A 22986-nucleotide genomic window follows, 5' to 3' on the forward strand; every position below is an offset into this window, starting at 1 on the left:
GAACCATAACCTTTGGCATCTTTAGGTAGTTCGCTTCTTTAGCTAGTTCACAGCTTTAGTTCGTATCCTTAACTAAACGCAAACCCATATCTGACATAGTGATCGATTGGCTTGCGAAGTCACGACGGTAACTTTCAGATTCATTTTCGTCATAAGCAAAGCTGCCACCGCGAACCGATTTGTGTGATAAACCGACGTCGCTGTGTTTTGCGTTGTTAGGGTTGTCTGTTGGACCGAATCGGTAGAAGGTGTCATCGAAGGCATCGATAACAAACTCGCCCACGTTTCCTGTCATGTCATATAAGCCTAGTTCATTTGGTTTCTTTAGCCCGACTGGATGTGCGCTATTTTTAGAATTTGCTGAGTACCACGCAACATCATCTAAGTTATTGGAACCACTGTAAGTATAGCCTTTACTTTTGTTGCCACCTTTGGCTGCAAATTCCCATTCAGCTTCAGTAGGCAAACGATATTCTTCGCCTGTAAGTTCGTTCAATTGCTCGACGAAGTAGTTCGCTTGTTGCCAGCTAAGGTTATTGACTGGAACTTGTGGGTTTTGGAAATAACTGAGAGATGAACCCATCACCGATTCGAACAATTCTTGAGTCACCTCAAACTTCGCAATATAGAAACTATCTACAGTTACATTACGTGCAGGACGCTCTGCTTTGGTCGCTTCTGGATCGTTCGACCCCATGGTGAATGTGCCGCCTTCAACCAACACCATCTCTTGGTCAATTTGTTGGGCGATGGGGTGTGTAGGCACGCTTGCACAGCCACTCAGAAGAATAGTCATGGTGACGCTGCTCATTGTTGCTAACTGTTTGTAATTAAGAAATTTCATCACGTGCCTCAGATGTTCGAAATAGGGTCTAATTCTAACGTTTAAGGTCATTCCTATTGGTTATAAAGGGTATAACATGTCACCTGATCGAATAGGAATTATGATGGCTCCAGAATACTAAAATAGGTAGGTAAATCATGCATATTACTCAAGGTCCACAATATAACGGTAAAGCGTCTAAGCGCTTGCATGTCATGGCTAAGCCGATTGGCGCAGCATGCAACATTGACTGTAAATATTGTTACTACCTAAGTAAGCAAGATTTGTTGGAGTACAAGAAAGGCAGTTCTCCAAGAATGGATGATGAGACGTTAGAAACCTACATCCGACAATACATCGAAGGTCAAAACACGCCAGAAATTATCTTCTCATGGCAGGGCGGTGAACCGACAATGCTAGGTTTGGCGTATTTTGAACGCGTGGTTGAGCTACAGAAAAAGTACCAACCTGAAGGTGTATTGATTTCAAACGATTTACAAACCAATGGTACTTTGCTGAATGATGATTGGGCTGAGTTTCTTGCGAAGAACAACTTCCTGATCGGTTTGAGTATTGATGGTCCTGAAATGCTGCACAATGCCTATCGTGTTAACAGAGCTGGCCGTGGCACATTCAAACAAGTGATGGCGGCTGTGGAGCTGCTGCACAAACACCAAGTGAAGTTCGCAACGCTGACCTGTGTGAATAACCTCACCAGTCAAAATGCACTTGAGGTCTATCGCTTCCTACGTGATGTGGTGAAGTCACCGCAAATGCAGTTTATTCCTATCGTTGAACAAAAAACCTTTAGAACCGTTGCGCCGCAAACGTCTCAAGTGAGTGAGCAACTCAAGCAAGGTGACAAGCGTCTTATCCCGGGTCACAAAGATTCGATCATGGAATCGTGGTGTGTGTCGGATTTGGCTTGGGGTAACTTCTTGATTTCTGTGTTTGATGAGTGGGCTAAGAACGACATCGGTAAGGTGTTTGTACAGTATTTTGAAGCGAGCGTAGAAACATGGATTGGGCGTCCGAACCCACTGTGTACCTTGAATGAGATATGCGGAAAGGGCTTGGCAATGGAGCCAAATGGCGACGTGTTTTCATGCGACCACTATGTTTACCCTGAATACAAGATTGGCAATATTCATCATGAGAAGCTTGATGACTTAGCGTACAGCGCACCACAGCAAAAGTTTGGTTTTGCTAAATCCCGCACACTGACCAGTCAATGTCAGCAGTGTGATTACAAGTTCGCTTGTCATGGTGAGTGCCCAAAGAATCGCTTTATCAAAACTCGTGCAGGCGAACCGGGCTTGAACTACTTATGTGCAGGTTGGCATAAGTTCTTTTCTCATGTCGATAAGTCGATGGCTTACATCGCTCGTGCGATGGGGCATCCGGTTGCTCATGGCAAATTCAGCGACTCAGTATTGATGGCGCATCGAGCGAAACAGGCGCAACAAGCTACGTTCGAGACCAAGTTTTAACTTGTTCTTTGGATCAGCAGGTCCAAGATAAATTTAATCAGATACGAGTCTAAGGACAGGCTAAGTTCTCCAGTTTAAGGTAATACTATGATGAAGAAGAGTTTAGCGACGGCTGTTGCTTTATTGGTTTCAACGTCCGCATTGATTTCAACGTCTGCGATGGCTGCGAATAGCGTTCAACAAACGGTTGACGCGCCGGCACAAAATATCAATCAAGTGCTTGAAATGACGGACACTCAAACCCGTATTCAGCAGTTGTCTTACATGGCACAAGATCAGAACCAATCTGTTGAAAATCGTACTGGTGCACTGCAAGAGCTTGCTTCATACCCAAGCCAAAACGCGCTGGTGGCGGTGGCAAGAGGCTTAAAAGATCAAAACCCTGAAGTGCGTGAAGCGGCGGTTATCGGTTCTGAACCTTACCAACTTGAACATCGCTGGGCGTTAGTTTCACCTCTGCTAAAAGACAGCGATACCATGGTTCGCCACACGGCAACGTCAAACCTAGTCCGTGACTTCAATGCATTAGATGATGAACAGAAAGCACAAATTGAACCACCAGTCACAGAGTTGATTAGCTTCTTGGAAACGCAAGAATCTGAAAAGTACCAATTACTGTTTGCTGATGTGCTTCGTTGGCACAACGATTGGGATAAGGCGGAAACGGTTTATCTAGAGCTGATCAATACGCATCCAAAAGAAGCGCAAGTTTGGTTGAGCTACGCAGATAATTTTCGAGCTCAGAACAAAGATAAGCAAGCAGTCGAAGTATTAGATCGTGGTTTGGAGAGCGTGCCAAACAACGCCGCTCTGCATTATTCGAAATCGTTGACTCTGGTTCGCCTTGAAGACAAAACTGCGGCAGCCAAAGAAATTGAAGTGGCTGCGAAGCTAGCGAAAGATAACAGCTACTACTGGTACCTAAATGGGGTATTACAAGAAGAGTTGGATATCGACAAGTCCACTAAATCGTTCGAGAAAGCATATTTGATCTCTGGTTCTCCAGAGCAGTTATACGCGGTCTGCGATATCTACGTACGCTACGGCAATGAAAAGACCGATGATTGCTTGGGTGAGCTAGGTAAAGTGGCTCCTGATTATGTTATTGATCAGTTGAAAGAGAAACGAGTAGCGCCAAGCTCATAATATCCAAATGAGTAAATAGCGAAGCCGATAATGAAAAGCCAGTCGACACGTTCGACTGGCTTTTTCGTGTCCATGAACTGCTTAGACAAGGTTCAAGCAACTAAAGACAAAATAAGGGCAAGCCTGTTACTTGCCCATTTCGTTTTATTATTCACCCATAGAGCTTGATGCACGGCGTCTGTCGGTCGCGCCATAGATCTTGCCATCTTTGACTTCAATGGCATTCAAGCCACTGACGACTGGAATGACATGCACCGGATAACCGAGTTGCATGAACTCTGGTACTAACATTTCGGCGTAGGTTTTCTTTTCGACGAGTAAACCCGTTGGGTCATAAGGTTTGGTGCGATCAATCTTGGTGCCGTATTGGATGTTTGGAAGGTCAATAGCTTCCTGCGCGGACAGATCCCAATCTAGAACACCTACTACGGCTTTCAAAACGTAACCCGGAATTTGTGAGCTACCTGGAGAGCCGACAACTAAACGCAGGTCGTCTTTTTTATCCATAACCATTAATGGTGTGATTGCAGAGCGTGGTCGCTTACCCGCTTCGATGGCATTTTGAGTCGGTTTACCGTTTATGGTGGGTTTAGTGGAGAAGTTCGCCATTTGTGCGTTAAGAATTACACCATCGACCATTACTCCTGAACCCATACCAGTGCCGACGGTGCTGGTCATAGCAATGGCATTACCGTCTTTGTCGATAATGGATATGTGCCCGGTATCTTGGCTCTCAAAACCTTGATACTGAGCGTAATCAGTATCGGATAGCTTGCCTGCTTTCGGATTTTTTTTCGCAATGCCACTCTCAGGAATGAGCTTACGTCGCTCATCGATGTAGGCTTTGTCCAGTAGGGCAGAAACTGGCGCTTCGATGTAATCTGGGTCACCGGCATAAGCGATGCGATCGGCCTTAGCGATTCTCATGGCTTCGGTCATCAAGCGCCAAGGTTCAATATCGGTTTTAGACATGTCGGCTAAGTCATAGGCTTCCAACATTTCAAGGCTTTGAGCAACCATCACACCACCAGATGCTGGATAACCAAACGAGACAATCTTGTTGCCTCGGTAGTCGCTTTCGATAACCTCGCGTTGTTTGACTTGGTACTGTTCAAAATCTTCGATAGAGAGTTTTGCATGGTCGGCATCGATTCGGCTGTTAACCGTTTCAACGATGTGCTTACCAAACTCGCCACCATAAAGGTACTTATCACCTTGTTGAGCAATGTTGCTCAGAGTGTCGGCAAGCTTTGGGTTCTTCATCAATGTGCCGGTCGGTTTGATTTGGTCGTCATTCCAATACAGGGCTTCGATTTCTGGATCTTCAATCAATCGTTCTTGTTCACGAACCACGATGTCGTAGGTGTAGCTGTTCATCGCGTAGCCCTTGCTTGCCAGTTCAATTGCGGGTTGAACAAGCTCAGACCATGGCAGTTTTCCGTATTGTTGATGAGTGCTATAGAGCAAACGAAGTGTGCCGGGAACCGCTACAGAACGAGCCCCTAAAATCTCGTTTCGACTTAGCGCTTCTCCATTTTCCATGAACATGTCTGGAGTAGCAGTTGAAGGGGCTTCATCTCGTCCATCAAGTGCGAGGAATTGATCTTTGTCTTTTTGGTAAAATAGCGCAAAAGTACCACCGCCGATCCCTGTCATATCCGGTTCAACCACCGACATTGTCATCTGCATCGCCACCATTGCATCGACTGCATTACCGCCTTTTTTGAGTATCGAATACCCAGTGCTGCTTACGTATGGATTCGTTGCACTTACCATAAACTCTTCGCCAGTTTCGTCTGGCGTAATTGGAAAAGGATTTGGCTCAGCCGCGAAACCGACCGCTGAAACCAAACTTAAAGATAAAGTCGCTATTCGCATGCGTTCTCCGTTTAAGGTATCTGTTTATTCGCTCTTAGGTTGACCAAATTAAGGTAGTGAAGTTCGTGAGTTTGCAGCCTTCTTACACAATATTGACGGCTCTGACATTAATCGCCAAATCACCTAAATGTTTCTGTATTGAAGGATAGTTAAGACCAATGTTATGGCTTGTTAAGCATGACAATTCAAAGACATAAAAAAGCCCAGACTGTTTGATTAGCTTGGGCTTTTGTTTCTATTGACGATGATTTTTACGCATGATTAGAAAACGAAACTCAGCATGATGGTGTAAAGGATGGCATCTTTGTCATCAAAGCCAGTGAGCGCGTTAAAATCTTCGACAAACGCACCGTTTGACTTGCGAGCTTCGAAGTATTGCACTTCACCATTGATAGAGACGTTTGGTAACACATCGTAATCCACACCAATCAGGTAGCTGTTTCCTGTTAGGTGTTCGTGAGAATCAAACTCCGCTCCGTAAACCACGTATGGAGTGAATAAATCTAGTCTATAGCCCAAACTCGCGTACATCGAGGACGAAAAGTCACTGATCTGTCCTTCACTTGCAAGCACCGCTTGACCTAATTCGTACTCAGTACCTAACGACCAAAGTTGAATGTGTTGGTTGTCCTGTTTGCTACTGAATGGAGCTGTTATCGAAGTTCCAGGGATTGTAATAGTGCCAGAAACGGTTTGATCAAAATTGGAGTCGAGGAATGACAAATTCCAACGATAATTTTCACCACTCAATTGAAGGTTGGCACCTAACATTCGATTGGTTTCAAATTCCAGCTCAGTACTCGAATTAAAGTCGACTTCGTTTTTATCTTTTATGCCGATAAAGGGTGTAAGTAAAAGAGTCGCTTCGTCACTAACATCATGAGTCCAACTCACTTTAATGCCATTGAACGCAGTAATGCCTAATACGGAATTGTATACCTCTGTTGGCGGTCTTGCTGTCATGTAGGCTTGGCCTACATAGTAGTACTCTGAGGCAAGGAATAGTGGCAGTCGCAATCGACCAACGCTGACATCAAAGTCATTAAATTCATAGCCTAAGTAAGCCCACTCTAACTGCGGTTCACTCCAATCATATTGGGGTGGCTTGACAACTTGCACGGAAGCTTTGAATGAGTTGTAGAAATAATCGAGTTGGACGCCAAATGTGGTGTCACAGTCGTAACAACTCTCATCAGTAAAACCACGATTGATGATTAAAGGGTTATCGTTATCTGAGGTTGCCCAAGAAGTAGAACCGAATCCGCTTAACGAAAAATTATCGGTAAGTTCAATAATCGCAAAAGCCGGAGAGGCAACTGAAGCACACAGTACTGACGTAATTATTCTTTTCATATTATTTCTCCGAACTTATAACGTAGAGAATGTTGGCATTTTGAGGAACCGAAGAGAGTGGGGAGTAACCAATACGGTTTGGTTTGTCATCAAGCCAGTCCACTAAGCTGTCGGTTGACGCCGCTTTGATTTCTCTTGGATAACGCGCTTTTCCTGAAAAAGATAAACCAGCCCAGTGTGCATTCATTTGAGCGGCATTTTTTCCAAGCAAAAGCTGATAAAAGTCCTCTCTTTCGGCACTGTTCTCGGGCCAATCAGACAGTTCAACACGTTTGCCATTGAGGCGTTTAGTTTTCCCTCTATAGAGCTTTCGCGCTTTGTTTATTGATATCTCTTCAAATCCGGAGTCTAAAGAAAATATGGCATAATCTTCAGCGGCGTGAGCAGGGCTGAGAAGAAGCAAGCTTCCTAATAGCCCTACCGCGACTGGCAACATGACTCTGCGTGGGAGTGTTTTTATTGTTCTAATCCAATCCATGGGTATCTCCTAACAAGTCGCGCTTTCTATTTGATGGAATAGCTTTTCTTTTCTTACGGGCTTCGCTACATATCCATCCATGCCTGAATCAAAGCACTTTTGAATATCATCGTCGATAACACTGGCGGTTAACGCGATGATAGGAGTTTTGCTTAAGCCTAGGTTTTTCTCGTGTTCTCGAATCTCCTTAGTTGCCGTGAAACCGTCCATAACAGGCATCATGCAATCCATCAAAATAATGTCGTAGCTACTGTCGTTCTGGTACATATCAACGGCAATTTTTCCGTTGTCTGCAATTTCAAAGGCGTAGCCGGCTTTTTTAAGCATCACTGAAGCGACTTTCTGGTTCACGCGATTATCTTCAACCAAGAGAATCTTCTCAGATTTGCTTGGTACCGTGTTCAACTCAGGTTGCTCTGGCAATGTTTGTTTGGCTGTTTGTACGCTATGAATCGGTGTGACCGTTGAGTTTGAAGGTGTTGCAGGTGCGCTTTGCGCCGTCGGCAGTGGCATGGCCTCTACTGCTGCGAGAACCTTCTCTTTCAACATCTCGAATTTGAATGGCTTAGGCACGTAATCGTCCATGCCTACGTCGAAACATTTTTGAATATCATCATCAATCACACTGGCTGTAAGAGCGATGATAGGAATACGACGAGCGGAATTGGCCTCTTTTTCAACGCGGCGAATATTAGCAGTTGCTTCAAAGCCATCCATCACTGGCATCATGCAGTCCATAAGAATTGCGGCGTAATGCGGGTTAGCGGTAAACATGTCGACCGCTTCTTGTCCGTTATTAGCGAACTCGAATTCGAAACCGCTTTTTCCAACGTGAAGCCCCGCGATTTTCTGGTTGATCTTGTTGTCCTCGACGATAAGAATCTTGTGCTGAATTGCCTGACCTTGTTGATTGGCTTCGGACAGCTCAGCTAGACCTTGTGAGTCACAAAGTTCAATGGCTTTTATTAAGCGCAAGCCGAGTAGGGGCTGTGATACTTGAGCGGTAATACAGTGCCCAATATCTGCAGGGTCACTTAGGAATGAACGAATCAAACAAATCGTTGCGCCATTCTTGTGGAGTTTGTCTAGGTTGTCTGAATAGTCACTCGCTTGGAATGAATCGTCCTCAGCAAAAATAACGGTGGTTGGTTTGTCGTGTTTTTTCGCAGAAATTTGCTCGTTAATGGTATCCGCGCTGTTGGTTTGCTGAGTAACTTTCAACCCATAGAGATTAAGGTCGCTTTCTATACGTTCAGAAAGCATGTTCTCGTTACCTAGAATATAGATATTTGCTGAGGCAGTGCTTGGTTTCGGTAACATCAAATCAACGGCCAATGTTAGGTCGAAGTAGAAACAACTACCTTCACCTTTAACTGAATCAAGTTGTATCTGGCCACCCATTAACTCAACCAACTGAGTACTAATAGCAAGGCCAAGACCGGTACCACCGAATTGTCTGGTTGTTGAATCATCCTCTTGAGCGAAGGGTTCAAATATTTGTTTTTGTTGCTTTGAATCGATACCAATACCTGTGTCGCGAACGGCAAATCGAATGGTGACATTATCGTCCGATTGTTCGAGTGTTTTGATTGACAGTGTTACGCCACCTTCAGCCGTGAACTTAACCGCATTCGACATAAAGTTCATCAAGATCTGTCTTAAACGGTGATCGTCTATCATCACGCGTGCCGGTGTATCAGGGCTGATATCGACGTTAACCGATATTTTTTGCTCTTTGGCTTTAGGTGCAACAATAGATGCTATGTCGTAAATCGATTCTCGAATTGATGCAGAATGAGGGCTGATCAAGAGCATGCCGGATTCGATCTTAGAGAAGTCCAAAATGTCGTTAATAAGGCTTAATAGCAGTTGAGAAGAGGTCTCAATGGTATCGACATAATCGCGTTGTGTTGGTGTCAGCGGTGTATCAGACAAGATCTCAGAAATACCGATAACGCCATTCAATGGAGTACGAATCTCGTGTGACATGTTTGCCAAGAAGCTACTTTTGGCCTTACTGGCTTGTATCGCGTGATCTTTTGCTTCTTCAGCGTCTTCTTTAGCTCGCTCTGCGTCTTCTTTTGCTACCGTCAGTCTATCTTTCGCGAGTTCTCGTTCGATGGTCAATCGTTCAACTTGTTGAGCAAACAGGCTGAGTTCATCTTTACCTTGGATCAATTTATCTAGACAAGGGCGCGTGTCATCATTTTCGCTTTTTAAGAAAGCTAACACCAAATTTAGGTTGTTGGTGACTTGTCTTGCCAAGCTTAGGGTTAATCCCATAACGATCATTGCAAGCACAGCAACAATGGAAATAAACAAGGTTCGTTGTACTTGCGCGTCGTAGATGGCTTGCTCAACCTCTTGCTGGAATTCTTGCTTGATCACATTGCCTAGGCTTTGCAATAAACTGAGTCGAGCGCTCATCGCTTCCAACCCAACAGATACTTCTTGAGGCGTCAGTTGGCTGATAGCGTTTAGATCGAGTAGTGCGTTTCTGATCTCTTGGCTTTGTGCAAAAACATCATTTCGAAACACTTCAACCATTAGTGAAACTTGGTGTTCGTTGGCATTCAACGACACAAAGCGCTCTAGGAACAACTGTTGTCTTTCGCTCAAGGTTTTGATTTGCTCAGCGAGTTCTGGGTCGTATTCTTGGCTGCTTTGGAATATCTCAATTAATGAAGTACCTAGCTTGAATTCTTCGTTTGACCAGAACATCAACCATTCAAGTTGTTGTAATGCGGTGAGGTGTTGTTGAATTTCACGCTTGGTGTTTTCGAAAGGGACTTTTTCGACTTCAAGTAACAGTTGTTTGTATAAATCACTCTGCCATTCGAGGGCGTCCAATTTATCGTAAGTGTCAGTCGCTTCCATCGTTGATAGGGTCGCTTCACTGAAATCTGAAACCAGTTGATTCATTTCATCAGAAGCGCCTAAAAAAATGATAGGCGAGAGTGTTTTCAATTCTGCCTTTACTTGGCTGCTTTGTGTTGCGAACTCTTCAGGGCTAGAAGCGAGGGTGCTTCGATATAAGACCGAGATATCTTGAAGATACACAGATAACTGATTGGTCCGCTCAAAATCGGTTAATTGAGTCGTTAAAATATAAGCTTGTCTGCCTGCAAGGAACAGCAGTAGTGAAATGGGAAGTAGAACTAAGCCAAAGAGTTTATGTTTGACTGAAAGGTTATTCCAGACCGTAATCGCCATATAAGGATCCATCCAACTGTTTTTATATAAAAACAGTAGAATAAAAATGTAGATATGGAAACTTTGAAACGGTAAATTTTATGTAAGTGTGGGAGGGGTATAAGTTCTTGTGATTCCAGAGCTTATTTTGAAATGCGTTCTTTTATTAATAATTTATAGCGTTTGGTAGTCGGTTTGGTTTATATGCTTACTGATGAATTACTTAAAAGAAAGTTAATGTGGGCGCTTTTTATCTAGGCTTAATTCGAAAAGAAGTTGCTCTAATACGGTTTTTGCAGAGGGTTCTAATGTCCAAATACCTAGCATTCTGTTAAGTGCAGCGCGATACACTCTGTTTTTTAGCAGGAAGGCGAGCGTGCTCGTATCATTGCTGAATACGTGCATTTGTATGACGGTGAGTTCCGCTTTGTTCTCAATGTCTATTTTCTGAAGATTGAAAGCGGGTAGGAAGGCAGACTCATACCAAACCTCAACGATCTCTCGAAGCTCCATCTCTTCTTCAGGCACATCGCACTCCTGAAGTTGGTGGTTTTCAGGAATTGCGGATAAATAGGCTACATCAAGCTTGTCTGCAACGAATGTGTACATTAGCTTCCTTGTTACAAGTGGTTCTAGATCGAATCATCTCTCTCACTTATGTTTTTGTCAATTACATCCATTTATTAAACGAGTAATTTGTGAATAAGCATCGTTGTGTTTAACTCAAACTGTTTAAGTATTTGTCTGTTAAGCCAAAATATTTCAAATTCCCATCCGGTTCTAACACTAAACTCATGTTTGATGTTGCGATCAAACCGGGGTCGTTGGTCGAAAAAATGACTGTTTTATTCAGCAACTTATCGCTGAACAAACGGTTAAAGTACTGCGCATTTTCATTTTCTGCACCATTGAATGGTTCATCAATAATAATCAGAGATTGCTCACAGTTACCTAAGCCGAGTGCCAGACGCAATTTTTGTTGAATTCCATTCGGGAGACTTTTGCATTTATCCACGCTTAACTGAGTAGCTAAGCCTTCCGGAAGCCATTCATCTAACTCGAAGAAGCTCACCATCTCTTGCATCTTGTCTGTTGGAATCAGCCCGTTGTGTAGAATGAAGTTGGTCTCGAGTGAGCCTTCAAAAATATGCAAATTAAAAGGGATGTAGTTAATCGATGTGCGATAACGGTAGCTATTGAACTGTTTAATGTTGTAACCATCGACAGAGACTGCGCCTTGATACCGGTCTTCTAACCCAGCAATGACTGAAATTAAGGTGGTTTTGCCGCAGCCCGTTGGGCCACAAATGACCACTTTTGCACTGGGTGGGATTTTGAACCCCAAGTTAGTTAAGCCGGTTGCTGCTCCCGCGTATCGGTGACTGACACCGCTGCCCACGATGCTGCCTTGGAACAGGCGAATAGGCGGGCTTTTCTCTAAGGTTAATTTGTCGTCATTCATCGACATCAGGTTGTTTATCTGTGCAGATGAAGCCTTGATCGACTGGAACTTGGAAATTGAGTTATAGATACCCATGATTGGGCCTAACGCTTTCCAAACCAGAATAACGGTCGCGAGCATGGCACCCGCATCAGAAGTGCCTTCCATTACGCCAATAACTGCAGTCACGATACTTGCTGTGCCAATCACTTGAATCAAACTACCGCCAGCGGCCTGAATCTTACTGTTAGTCACAGCAACATTTTCGGCATCACTGGTGCTTTGCATATGTGATGCGCTGAATCGAGATTGAACGACACGAAGTAAAGGCAAGCCTTGAATAGTCTTGATACCACGAAGAATTTCATTCCATTGATACGAGACCATCGCATTGGCGCGTGAGCTTTTGGATGTGGCTTGCGAATAGATATAGCGAGAGTAAATACAGAACACTAACATCAGTATTAAGCCGCCCATCACCACCAATGCCGCTGTACCAGACATCAGAGCAATGGCGATGATAAATACAATCACAAACGGCATATCAAAATAGCTGAGGGTTGATTCTGCAGTCACTAAGCGGCGGAACGTATCGATATCTTTCAAACGCGCTAACTGAGAAGAGACCCCAGCTGTAGATGTCATCGCATAAGGTAGCCACAGCAGCTTAGATATAACGGCTTGCGAGATGTGCACGGCGAGATCTTTACCGGACGTGGCAATGATATTTACCCGCATCTTTTTAAAGAAATACTCCGAGAAGCCAACAATAATGGCGAATAAGGTTAACCAATAGAGTGTGGCTTCGGAGCTCGAAGTCAGTGCGAAGTTATATACACTCATAATAAAGAATGGCTGCAATGCACCGAGAATACTGATGACGAAGCTTAGAATGATCAGGCTTTTAAGTTCATTGTTGTAACGATAGAAAGCATATTTAATCCAATTGCTTCTGTCTTGCGATTCCGGAGGTGGTTCGCGGAACAGACGAGAATATTCGCTAATCGCAATCAGCAAACAGGGCTTCTTGCACATTGGGTATTCAATGGTGTTGTTGTTCGTGTAATCAAACAGCAGCAACTTTCCATCTTTGGTGCCTAAGAAAATCGCACTTAGATTCTCTATTTCAATAAAGCATGGGTGTGGGTGCTTATCGATATTCTCGAGTGTCTTTAGTTTAGTCACATCACAGCGATACCCAAGGCGCTCTATGGTTGCTGTAAAGCTGTCGCCATCTTTGGGTTTTGGAATAAAAGCATCGCTGAGTATTGCGGGTGTGCCTTCCCATTCGAGTGCTATAAGGGTGTAGGCCAAACCACGAATAAGTGGCGATTGACTGTAACGTTCGTCGTATCCACTAGATTCAAAATCCAAGACACGTTGCGGCACATTATTGAAGTCTACTAGGATACTCATTGGTCACCTCCGGTAAGTTTTACACGTTTGAGGCGGTGGTTAAGTTTGTCCATTTTATTGCTGGCGATGATTAAGATTTTGTCGTTGGCACGATAAGCCGTACTGGTGAGAACCACTCTCGCAAATTCCTCATCAAACACACAATCGATGTCATCAAATATCAATACGCGTTTACTTGCGAGCAGGGCACGAACTAATAGTAAGGCATAACCAACTTGGCGTGAAAATGGGTTACGCATATGGCCTTTGAGTTCTGTATAAAAACCGGCAGGAAGCCCATCAATTTGAGCTTTGATGTTCATGGTTTCACACAGTGCAAACGCCGTGTTATTCAAGCTTGGGCGGAAACAGGTTAGGTTATCGATAATCGTCCCTTCTACGAAAGAACTGGTCTTATCAACCATCAATACACTGTTACGCCAAACGTTGTAATTGACGTCATCCAAAGGCGTATCGTTAATCATGATATCGAGTTTGCTATCACTGTTCTGACGCGTAATACAGTTAGCTAGGTGGGTCTTACCTGAACCACTTTTTCCTGTCAGCAAATAGGCTTGTCCGAGTTCGAACTCGATACGCTGCTTTTCAGAATACTTAACCGAGATACGTTCTACTTCTGTTGTTTCATGTTGGTGTTCAACAGAAGCGGCCAATTCAAGGAGGTCTGCTATACGTTGGATATGGAGTTTGTTTAACTCCCAGCGGCTTGCGGTTCTCATTACCTGTTGATATGGCGCAAAGTAACGGTTGGTCAGCATGATGATCGCGGCCATGATGCCTTGACTCGATTCCATATTGATTACGGCAGTCGCCAAGACCACCACAACGCAAGCAATGGATAGCTGTTGGATGAGCGCCAAAATCAAGCCAAAGTTCGACTCGATCTGCTCATATTTGATGTTCTCAACTTCGCGCTCTTCGACCATTTGTGTCATCAAGCTTTCAACGCGGTACTCCATGTTTCGCGCTTTAATATCAAGCGGGCTAGAGATAATCTCAATGATTTTGGAGGTAGTTAACCCTTCGATGTCTGACTTATTCTGCAAGCTACCAATTTTCTGTTTGGAAAGGCTCCAAGCGAAAATCGCTAAGACGGCTGAGGCAATTAGAAGGGTGATACCAGCCCATATGTTGATGAGACCTATAATAAGTATAGTAATCACGCTAACAGCAAGGTTGATAAGCGCTCGAACTGACTCACCACCAAAGAAGGTCTTAAGTTCAGGAATCGTTGAGATTCGTTCTAGGTATTCGCCTGGTTCCAAACGACGGAATTTAGAGATTTCCGCCAAACAAATGGATTGGAATACCTTGTTGGTTAGGTTGGTTTCAAACTGCCTCATGATGACGGAGGAGATTTTCTCTTCCTGACTTTTTAAGTGATAGTCGAGGAAGATGGAAATCAAAATAATCGCGAACAATAAGAACAGCGTATCTTGTGCTTGGTTGGGTAACACTCGGTCAAAAATGATCAGAATAGAGAAGGGCAGTACCAAGCCAAACAGGGTCGATATTATCGTTGAGAAAGTCAGATAACACTTATCTGCCATATTTATCTTTTGCGAAAACTGCTCAGTTTGCATTACGACCTCCTTTTCTCAATGACTCCGTTGAGAGAAGGTGTTTAGGCACCAAATCTTGATTGTCTCGTCCCTCAATATCGCTCATCAATTGCATGATGCTCTCTATCGATTGAATTGAGAGTATGCCTTTAATTTGCTCAAGCTTGATGGTCTCGATGATGTAGTCGTATCGTGCGCTTTCGTAGTCTCTTAATGCGCTGAACAGTTTACTTTCCGCCGCCAGCAAATCGGTGATGGTACGCGTGCCTAATTGGTAGGCTCGTTGGATCCCTTTATAAGAGGCGTAGTTGGCGCGAATGATGTTTTCGTAACTGCTTATAGACTGCGAGAAATCGTTAATGTTGAGCACTGATGTATTCACACTGTTACGTGTGGTGTAAAGCGAATCTTGATAAAGCAGTTCGGTACGTTCGATGGCAGTCGATGATTTTTGATAGCCATAGTAATCAGAGCCACCGGACAAGATAGGCACCGCGAGGTTTAAGCCAACACTGGTTGAGTTACTTTCACCTGTCGCTGTAATATCGGTCTTATCGTAGTTATTGGCGTCATCGTGTCGATAGCTGGCTGAAAGTGATACGGTCGGTAAGAAGTTCGAACCGCTCTCTTTTAAGCTTCTGCGGCTTCTCTCTACGTTTTTCTTTGCCACCAACAAGTCGTTATTCAGTTTTAACGCCTGATCCATGATCGAGCGTTGCTCGGTTTCGTTGATCTCTTTTAAAGGCACGCTTTCGTATATGTCTTGCGACGGAGTAATAGGGTATTGAATTTGAATAGAGAGCCCGTTGAGAATGACTCGTCGGTCTTTCTGCAAGGTTCTTAGCCGGTTCGACACACCTTCTTTCTGAGCAATCACTTCGTACAGCTCACTGGCTGCGGTGTTACCTAGTTCTACATTGCGTCGCATTTGATGTTCACGTGTTTCAGATGATTTAAGCTCAACCGTGGTCGCTTTAATTTGGGCGTTGTTTTTTAAATACTCAAAGTATTGAGACCCGATTTCCGAAATGGTGCTTTGGATTTTGTTCTCGTGTTTAATTTCTTCGATATTGAAGTCGAGCTTTGCTGTCCCATATTTGAAAATGTCACCAAGATTGAATATGGATTGGGATAACGAAAGGCTGTAGCTGTTTGAGTTATAGCTAGAGGTTTCATCCGGCACGCTCGATAGCAAGGTTTCATTCTCGTTCCATGTGGTATCGGCAGCACCATTGAGTGAAGGCAGAAACTTAGAGCGACTGATACCAATGTTGTACTCGTTTTCTTCCACGCCCTTATCACTGGCGCGAAGAGACAGGCTGTTTTGCAGGCCGAGCTCTACCGCTTCAAGCAGGGTAGTCGCCGATACTGATGGTGTTGTGCTTAATACAAGCGCAGCCATGATGCTGCTAGTTAAGTTTTTGTACCGCCACATACTTGTTGATCACCTTGATGATTTGGTCGCTTTTATAAGGTTTGCTGATCACGTAATCCATTCCGGCCTCAATACAAGCCTGGTGTTCGTTACTGCTGGTCAATGCGGTTGCACCTATGATGGTACAAGGGTTTTTCTCGTTTTCTTGTTCGAATTGGCGAATGCGTTTTGTGGCTTCGATGCCGCCCATACCCGGCATGATGCAATCCATGAAGATGATGTCAGAACGCTTATTCATGAAGTGCTTCACCGCATCGGCGCCATCGCCAACCATGTCTGGTTCATATTCTTGCTTCGTCAAGATTCGTTTCAGTAAGATCTGCTGAACTCGGTCATCCTCTACGATAAGGAATGAGCTATTTTCCATCTGTTCTTCCGATGCTTCCGCTTCCATAATGGTGAGTAGGTTTGGAATGAACTCGTAAGGGATAGCAGGGGCGTTGATGATTTTGTCGACGAAGCTATGACACTCTTGTGCTTGCTGAGTGTTGGTCACTGACAACAGTAACTTGGTATTTGGGTGGTTCTTAAGCTGAGATTTCACCGTCTTACTCAACGACGGCAACTTGTTGGGTTCAAAGGTATCGGTCAACATTATCGCATCGTAATCACCGAACGTTTTTGCCGCTGAGAAAAGCTCATTTGCAGTGCGAATCTCGGTGATATCAAGCCCCAAGTTACTGAGCATTTTCTTCATCACATCGATACGAACTTGAGTATTAGCACACAAGAGTAAACGCTTGCCATCAAAGCGCGTTTTCTCTGTGTGGAAGTTCTTAGCCTTAAGATCAAGCTCGATCTGGAAACGTTCCTGAGCCCCTGACTGGAACCAGTGACTCTCGTAATATCCGTAGTCCTTCAGAACGCTTTTTGCTAAGTCATCTGTGCTGGCTGTATGGTCTTTGTGTGCGCTCCAATGGAGTTTATTGAGCTTGGCAACAGAGACATCCAGCGTTGATAAGAAGTTGAGGTTGATGGTGACACGGGTATTTTCCATGTCTGATGCCGCACCTGATTCAATCGTCACAAACAGTTTCTTATTTGATTTGAGTTGAATAGCGTTAGAAAGTTGAAGGAACAGTATCCAGAACAAGCTGGTGGATTGGCCTGCAACACGATTCGGTAAGTTGTCTGAGATAAAGCAGTCAAGTTCGCCTTCATTTCGCTGAATCTTTGCGCTGATATGAATCATCAATTCCGACAAGACGTTCAGTAGTGAAAATTCTTTCGATTTACTTTCCGTACCCTGTGAAATCAAGCGATTATAGTTTTCTGCTAACTCAGATAGTGTGCTACACGCAGAGGTAATATCCTTCGCCATCAACACGCCGTTTTCATCGGTTTCTTGAACCAGATATTGGACGCCACCGTTGATGGTGTTTGTAATTCCGCGAATCTCATAACCGATTAACGCATACAACTGTTTGTAGAGATCGTTATTGCGCTTTTGGTCTTCTAATTTACTGAAGATAAGTTTGAGATGAGAGTAAATCTGACGCTGCTTGGGGTTGATGCTCACTTCATTAAGAAGCTCTTCAAGACGTTGTAAATTTAGCTGCTTCAGCTCTTGATACAGGGCATCGAATTCATAGTCGATTTCGCGTTCGTTCGAGCTGGATTTTTTCAGTTTCAACATAGCAACTGAGTTGGATAGAATCGTGATAACAGCCAATATCACGACCACCATAAACAACCAGATAAAGAACTCGTTCTTCTCAGACATCAAGTCATTCGCATGGTTGTTAAACATGGTGCGATAGTTGTCATCCATCTTCAGGTAGTTATTGGTCAATGAAAGGTACAAGCCCAATACGTCGTTACGTGTTTTGGAGCTATCAGAGAAACGATTAATCGCCAATTCCAGTTGTGTGTATTCGGTTGCTCCAACCAAGCTGAACTCGGTTTTGTTCAAAGAGGCTAAAGAGCGAAATTCATCAATTTCACGCTTCAAGTTAACCAGGTTGAATTCGTTAGTACCGCAAGTGTTGGTACTTAAGCACTGCTGCAGAGTTTGAATATCTTGTTCTATGGTCTGATTAAGCTTCTGGGCTTGTATGAGCAGTGGGGCGCTTTGCACTTGTGCGACTGAGTCTACTTTTGACCAAGAAAAGTATAAATAGAAAGCGAGCGCAGCCAATACCACGCTAAATAGTATGCTTAAACGTAGAGCGGGTACGGAAATATTGTACGAAGGTTTCCTGCTCATTGATTATCTCTCATCGAAAGCATCCTCTATGGCTGACATCACAGGTTTCGCTGCGTATTCGATCACGCGACGTGAGCCTGTTTTTACATCGGCGGTAAATTCCATATAAGGTGATAGCTTGTATTGAGTGCCTCCTCGTTCAAGAAAGTTTCGGTCAATTTCAATCTCTGCTAAATAGAATTCAGCGTCTTCTTCTTCGTATGATGAACGGCTGATTGAGGCGATGGTTCCCTCAACAAACCCGTATTTTGCAAAGTTATAGGTATCCATTTTTACTTTCACTGCCTGACCAATTTCGACAAACCCCATGTCTTTACGTGGGATCTTCGCTTCACCGTGAAGGGAGTTATTGATCGGTGCAATATCGGCGATACTTTCTCCTGGAGGAATCACAGCAGAGCGGAAATTGAAATGCAGTTTGTCGACCACACCATCCACCGGAGAGTAGACGATTAAGCGATCAACCTTGTCGGAATGCTGTGGTTGTAAGATTCGCTTTAGCTTGAGGTCTTTATTTGCTTGAATGATTTGCGCTTGATACTCAGAGTTTCGGTTCTCAACCAAGTCACGGTGTTGCTTTTCCAATTTGTCGAGTTGGAAACGCTCATTCATCACAGACTCGTCAAGGTTCTCAATCTCACGCACCATATTCGACTCTTGTACTTTCATGTTAAGTACGTCGACATATGACGCCATCTCTTCTTTATAGAGGGTGTTTTTGATGTTGAGCTGCTTACGTATCAGAGAGAGTTGATTCTCTGAGCTTTTGCGACGCTTTAGCATTGAACTGATTAACGAGTTCTTGTGCTTGATATCGTGAGTGATGAGTTCTTCATTTGAACGGTTTTTAGAGAACTCTTGCCTCCACGTATTCATGTTGACCTGAACTTGCTCAGGGTATTTCTCAATGAAGGCGTCGAAGTTAGGTTCTACCATGTCGCGTAAGCTTTCATAACGAATCTTATCGAGCTCAATCTGAATAATTTCAGTATTCACGGTATCAAGTTGAGTGTTACGGTCGAGTGAGCGTATTCGAGCGATAGGTTGGCCCTCATAAACGACTTCACCTTTCCTGACTAACAATTCTTCTAATATCCCGCCTTCTAAATGTTGAACTTTCTCGACATCCGATTCCAATAGCAGCTCTCCACGCACGGAAACAACAATGTCGATACGTGCTTGTGACGCCACGGCGATAGCGACCAAAGCGAGCAAGAATATAATGAGCAACGTTTTGTGAACGCTGGTCATGGCACTAGCAAGTACAATAGTGTCATCAGCTGTGACCTTAGAAGCCTCGTTATTGGAAACAAGTGCTTTTCTGAGGTGATGTTCTATTTGGTTATTGCTCATGACTGACCTCGGTTACTTGCCATCTATTACTTCCTTAATATCCAACAAGTGGTTGATTTGTCGATTGACGTTGTGCAATTCAGTTTTTACATCCTCTATTAGATCTTCCGGCGCAGGGAACTCGTGTCTACTCAAGTGTTCCAATTTGGCCATTTTGGGCGGAAGGTCTTGGTCGCAAAGCAACGTTAAGATGGTCTTCAACTTTTTTGAGTAACTATTGAGTTCATCAAAACGATTACTCTTATGAAGCGCTTCTATATTTAGGGCTGCGTCAGAAAAGTCATTGTAAAAGTCGCCTAATAGCAATTGCAGCCCTTTGTGGTTGTTGTCGACCGAGCGCAACAAATTCGTCATGTCTATCATCACTCCACTGCCTTAATTGCTTTAATCACAATAACTAAGGATCTTTAAACGCAGTTTTCAAATTTTTTTTGATTCTTTCTCTTTAAAAAGAAATTATGAAAAATGTTGTATAAAAAATTGGTTTTTCAAAATGATGTCCTTTAATGCCTCTATAAATACGATCAGTTAGCTAGTAGCAACGGAGGCTGTAATGGCAGGCGAAAATAACCAAAACAACCAAAATGAAGATCTAAATGACGCGGTAGAACAAACGGACACGAACGACGCGGGTACGCCCTCCCAACAGCAGAATCAACAAAATCAACAAAATACGATTGCGTCGACAATAGCGACGGGTGCTGAAAATACGGATGCGGCAGACGAAGTTAACCAGGCTTTAGACGACAATCCGAGTGGTGCAGGTAATGCTGAAGATGCCTCGGCTTCTGGTGCGGCTGTGCAAGAAGAGACGCCAGAAAGTGATGGAGACTCAGACGCTGCACAATCCAATGTAGTTGGTGGGGCCGCTTCTGAAGCTGGTTCGGATAACGCTGCTGGTAGTGGTGGCGGTGCCGGAGCGGGCGCACAAGCTGTAGGTGGTGATAACGCAGAGGCTGCGACAGGTGGTGCAGACGCAGAAGGTAATGATGAACAAGGCCAAGCTGCGCGTACTTCAGCAGCGCCGAGTGCGACATCTTCAGAGTCGGGTGACCAGCAAGTTGGTGATGATCTAGATTCACAAACAGTAGAAGAGACATTTGCAGTTGATGTTCAAGCTTCTGACGAAGAGACCATTAGCGAAGTAGAAGATGATTTTGATTCTGAAACGGTAAGCGAAACGTTTAAAATCAAAGTCGAAAGTGAAAATGATGCACCAGAAGCTGAACAAGATCTGGCTTACATCATGGATGAAGATGGCTCCATAACATTCACTCAAGAACAATTACTCGAATACGCAAGTGATGTAGATGGGGACGAGCTTGTTGCTTCTAACGTTCAAGTTGGTGCTGATGCAACAGTTCAAGACAATGGTGATGGTACTTTCACCGTTGTTCCTTCAGCTGACTTTAATGGTGAACTTGACCTTACTTTCGACATTAGTGACGGCCAAGAAACGATTAGTAGCGCAATTGATTTAACGGTACGTCCGATTAATGACGCGCCTGTTCCTGAAGATAAAACGTTTGAAATCGAGGAAGACGGAACTCTTGTATTCACCGACGTTGACCTTCTTTCTGGCGCTACTGACATTGAAGGCGATAACCTGACGGTTGAAGGTATCACTTATGAAGGTACTGATGGCGTACTGACTGACTTGGGTGATGGCTCATATAGCTTTGCGCCAAACGAAAACTTTAATGGCGATGTGAATTTTAGCTTCGATGTGTCAGACGGTACCGATACCGTGTCTGCAAACATTGATGTTAGCGTGACTCCGGAAAATGATCCTCCAGTTGCGGGTTCTACTTCTTACACCGTAAATGAAGATAACTCGATTACCATTTCTGATGCACAACTATTGGCAACGTCTTCAGATATTGAAGGTGATGTATCGATAGACAGCGTGACTTACTCTGGTAGTGACGGTGTCCTTGAAATCAATGGTAACGGCACTTATACCTTCTCGCCAAATGAGAACTTCAGCGGTGAAATTGCACTGGATGTGGTTGTTGCTGATGAAGATGGTGCGACTGACGCGACGACTGCGGGTATCAATGTTCTTGAAGTGAACGATCCGCCGGTTGCAGGCCCAACGTCTTACACCATTGATGAAGACTCAGTACTGACCTTCAGTGAGTCTCAAGTGTTGCTTAATGCCTCAGATGTAGAAGGGGATGTTGAGCTAGTTGGTATTAGCTACGATGGCCCTGAGGGTATCTTCTCAGTAAATGGTGATGGCACTTGTAGCTTCGCACCGAATGAGAACTTTAATGGCCAAGTTCAGCTTGATGTCACCATTCGTGATGAAGACGGTGCAGAAGTTGATACCGTCATCAATGTTGACGTATTGCCAATCAATGATGCGCCAGTATCGGGTGATTTGGCTTACAACGTTAACGAAGATGGTTCAATCACACTGAGCCAAGAACAGCTGTTGTCACAAGCGTCTGATGTTGAAGGTGAAGACCTAACCGCGAGCGGCTTAACGGTTGGTGGTGATGCGACGGTTGTAGCTAACGACGACGGCAGCTTTACCATTACGCCAGATGAGAACTTCAACGGTGATATCGATATCAGCTTCGATATCTCAGATGGCACCAATACCGTTCAAGCTTCTGCAGACCTTACGGTTAATCCAGTTAACGATTTACCAGTCCCTCAAGATCAACAGTTCAGCGTTGAAGAAGATGGCACACTCATCTTCACTGATGCAGACCTATTAACCGGTGCGACTGACATCGAAGGTGACAACCTAACGGTTGAAGGTGTGACCTACGATGGCGGTGACGGTATTCTTACCGACAACGGTAATGGTACTTACACCTTCGCACCAAACGAAAACTTCAATGGTGACGTAAACTTCGGATTTGATGTATCAGACGGCACCGATACGGTGTCAGCAAACATCGATGTGAGTGTAACAGCCGTTGATGATGCACCTGTGTCGGGCGACCTAGCGTACTCAATCGACGAAGACGGTTCGATTCGTCTAAGCCAAGAGCAGCTTCTATCGCAAGCGTCTGACGTAGAGGGCGACGACCTGACAGCTAGCGACCTAACGGTTGACGGTGATGCGACGGTTGTAGCTAACGATGACGGCAGTTTCACCATCACGCCAGATGAGAACTTCAATGGCGACATCGATATCAGCTTCGATATCTCAGATGGCACCAATACCGTTCAAGCTTCTGCTGACCTTACGGTTAACCC

The 22986-nt window shown here is 44.2% G+C and carries 15 protein-coding genes; 3 read left to right on the top strand and 12 right to left on the bottom strand.

The features are described from left to right. Positions 1-55: 55 nt before the first annotated feature. Positions 56-844: an SUMF1/EgtB/PvdO family nonheme iron enzyme gene (locus tag MSG35_RS12825; RefSeq protein ID WP_017632587.1), complete on the bottom strand. Its 789-nt coding sequence runs from the start codon at positions 842-844 to the stop codon at positions 56-58. A gap of 137 nt (positions 845-981) precedes the next feature. Between MSG35_RS12825 and MSG35_RS12830 the strand changes: the two genes are divergently transcribed. Both MSG35_RS12830 and MSG35_RS12835 read left to right on the top strand, forming a co-directional pair. Continuing rightward, on the top strand, positions 982-2313 hold the full coding sequence (locus MSG35_RS12830; protein ID WP_048611131.1) for an anaerobic sulfatase maturase: 1332 nt from the start codon (positions 982-984) through the stop codon (positions 2311-2313). Between the two features lie 87 nt (positions 2314-2400). Further along, positions 2401-3459, top strand: coding sequence for a HEAT repeat domain-containing protein (locus MSG35_RS12835; RefSeq protein WP_248384125.1), 1059 nt, complete (start codon positions 2401-2403; stop codon positions 3457-3459). Between the two features lie 147 nt (positions 3460-3606). Here MSG35_RS12835 and ggt read toward each other — a convergent pair whose 3' ends face one another. From ggt to MSG35_RS12890, 11 genes are all read right to left on the bottom strand, one after another. Further along, complete coding sequence (ggt, locus tag MSG35_RS12840) at positions 3607-5337, bottom strand: gamma-glutamyltransferase (RefSeq protein WP_248384126.1); 1731 nt, start codon at positions 5335-5337, stop codon at positions 3607-3609. A gap of 261 nt (positions 5338-5598) precedes the next feature. Next, positions 5599-6690: a sulfate ABC transporter permease gene (locus tag MSG35_RS12845; RefSeq protein ID WP_248384127.1), complete on the bottom strand. Its 1092-nt coding sequence runs from the start codon at positions 6688-6690 to the stop codon at positions 5599-5601. Between the two features lies 1 nt (position 6691). Then, a complete protein-coding gene (locus MSG35_RS12850) occupies positions 6692-7168 on the bottom strand; it encodes a hypothetical protein (RefSeq protein WP_108091549.1) in 477 nt (158 codons plus the stop codon). A 9-nt stretch (positions 7169-7177) separates the two neighbouring features. Next, the gene (locus MSG35_RS12855) at positions 7178-10381 is read right to left on the bottom strand and encodes a response regulator (RefSeq protein WP_248384129.1); all 3204 of its coding nucleotides are present in this window, start codon (positions 10379-10381) and stop codon (positions 7178-7180) included. A gap of 213 nt (positions 10382-10594) precedes the next feature. Beyond that, positions 10595-10969 carry a hypothetical protein gene (locus tag MSG35_RS12860; RefSeq protein WP_048608507.1) on the bottom strand — a complete coding sequence of 125 codons (375 nt, stop codon included), beginning with the start codon at positions 10967-10969 and terminating at the stop codon, positions 10595-10597. A 109-nt stretch (positions 10970-11078) separates the two neighbouring features. Continuing rightward, positions 11079-13217 carry an ATP-binding cassette domain-containing protein gene (locus MSG35_RS12865; protein WP_248384131.1) on the bottom strand — a complete coding sequence of 713 codons (2139 nt, stop codon included), beginning with the start codon at positions 13215-13217 and terminating at the stop codon, positions 11079-11081. Further along, positions 13214-14800: an ABC transporter transmembrane domain-containing protein gene (locus tag MSG35_RS12870; protein WP_052879653.1), complete on the bottom strand. Its 1587-nt coding sequence runs from the start codon at positions 14798-14800 to the stop codon at positions 13214-13216. Before MSG35_RS12870 ends, MSG35_RS12865 begins: the two co-directional genes overlap by 4 nt. After that, the gene (locus MSG35_RS12875; RefSeq protein ID WP_248384132.1) at positions 14790-16214 is read right to left on the bottom strand and encodes a TolC family protein; all 1425 of its coding nucleotides are present in this window, start codon (positions 16212-16214) and stop codon (positions 14790-14792) included. Before MSG35_RS12875 ends, MSG35_RS12870 begins: the two co-directional genes overlap by 11 nt. Next, a complete protein-coding gene (locus tag MSG35_RS12880) occupies positions 16189-18420 on the bottom strand; it encodes a response regulator (protein WP_248384134.1) in 2232 nt (743 codons plus the stop codon). Before MSG35_RS12880 ends, MSG35_RS12875 begins: the two co-directional genes overlap by 26 nt. 3 nt (positions 18421-18423) lie before the next feature. Next, positions 18424-19773, bottom strand: a complete 1350-nt coding sequence (locus tag MSG35_RS12885; protein WP_122080866.1) for an HlyD family type I secretion periplasmic adaptor subunit — start codon at positions 19771-19773, stop codon at positions 18424-18426. A 12-nt stretch (positions 19774-19785) separates the two neighbouring features. After that, positions 19786-20139 carry a hypothetical protein gene (locus tag MSG35_RS12890; RefSeq protein ID WP_248338216.1) on the bottom strand — a complete coding sequence of 118 codons (354 nt, stop codon included), beginning with the start codon at positions 20137-20139 and terminating at the stop codon, positions 19786-19788. A gap of 187 nt (positions 20140-20326) precedes the next feature. Between MSG35_RS12890 and MSG35_RS12895 the strand changes: the two genes are divergently transcribed. Further along, on the top strand, positions 20327-22986 hold a 2660-nt coding region (locus MSG35_RS12895; RefSeq protein ID WP_248384136.1), incomplete at its 3' end, for a cadherin-like domain-containing protein.

The organism is Vibrio sp. 1CM23M (genome assembly GCF_023161755.1).
Taxonomy (GTDB): Bacteria; Pseudomonadota; Gammaproteobacteria; order Enterobacterales; family Vibrionaceae; genus Vibrio; species Vibrio coralliirubri.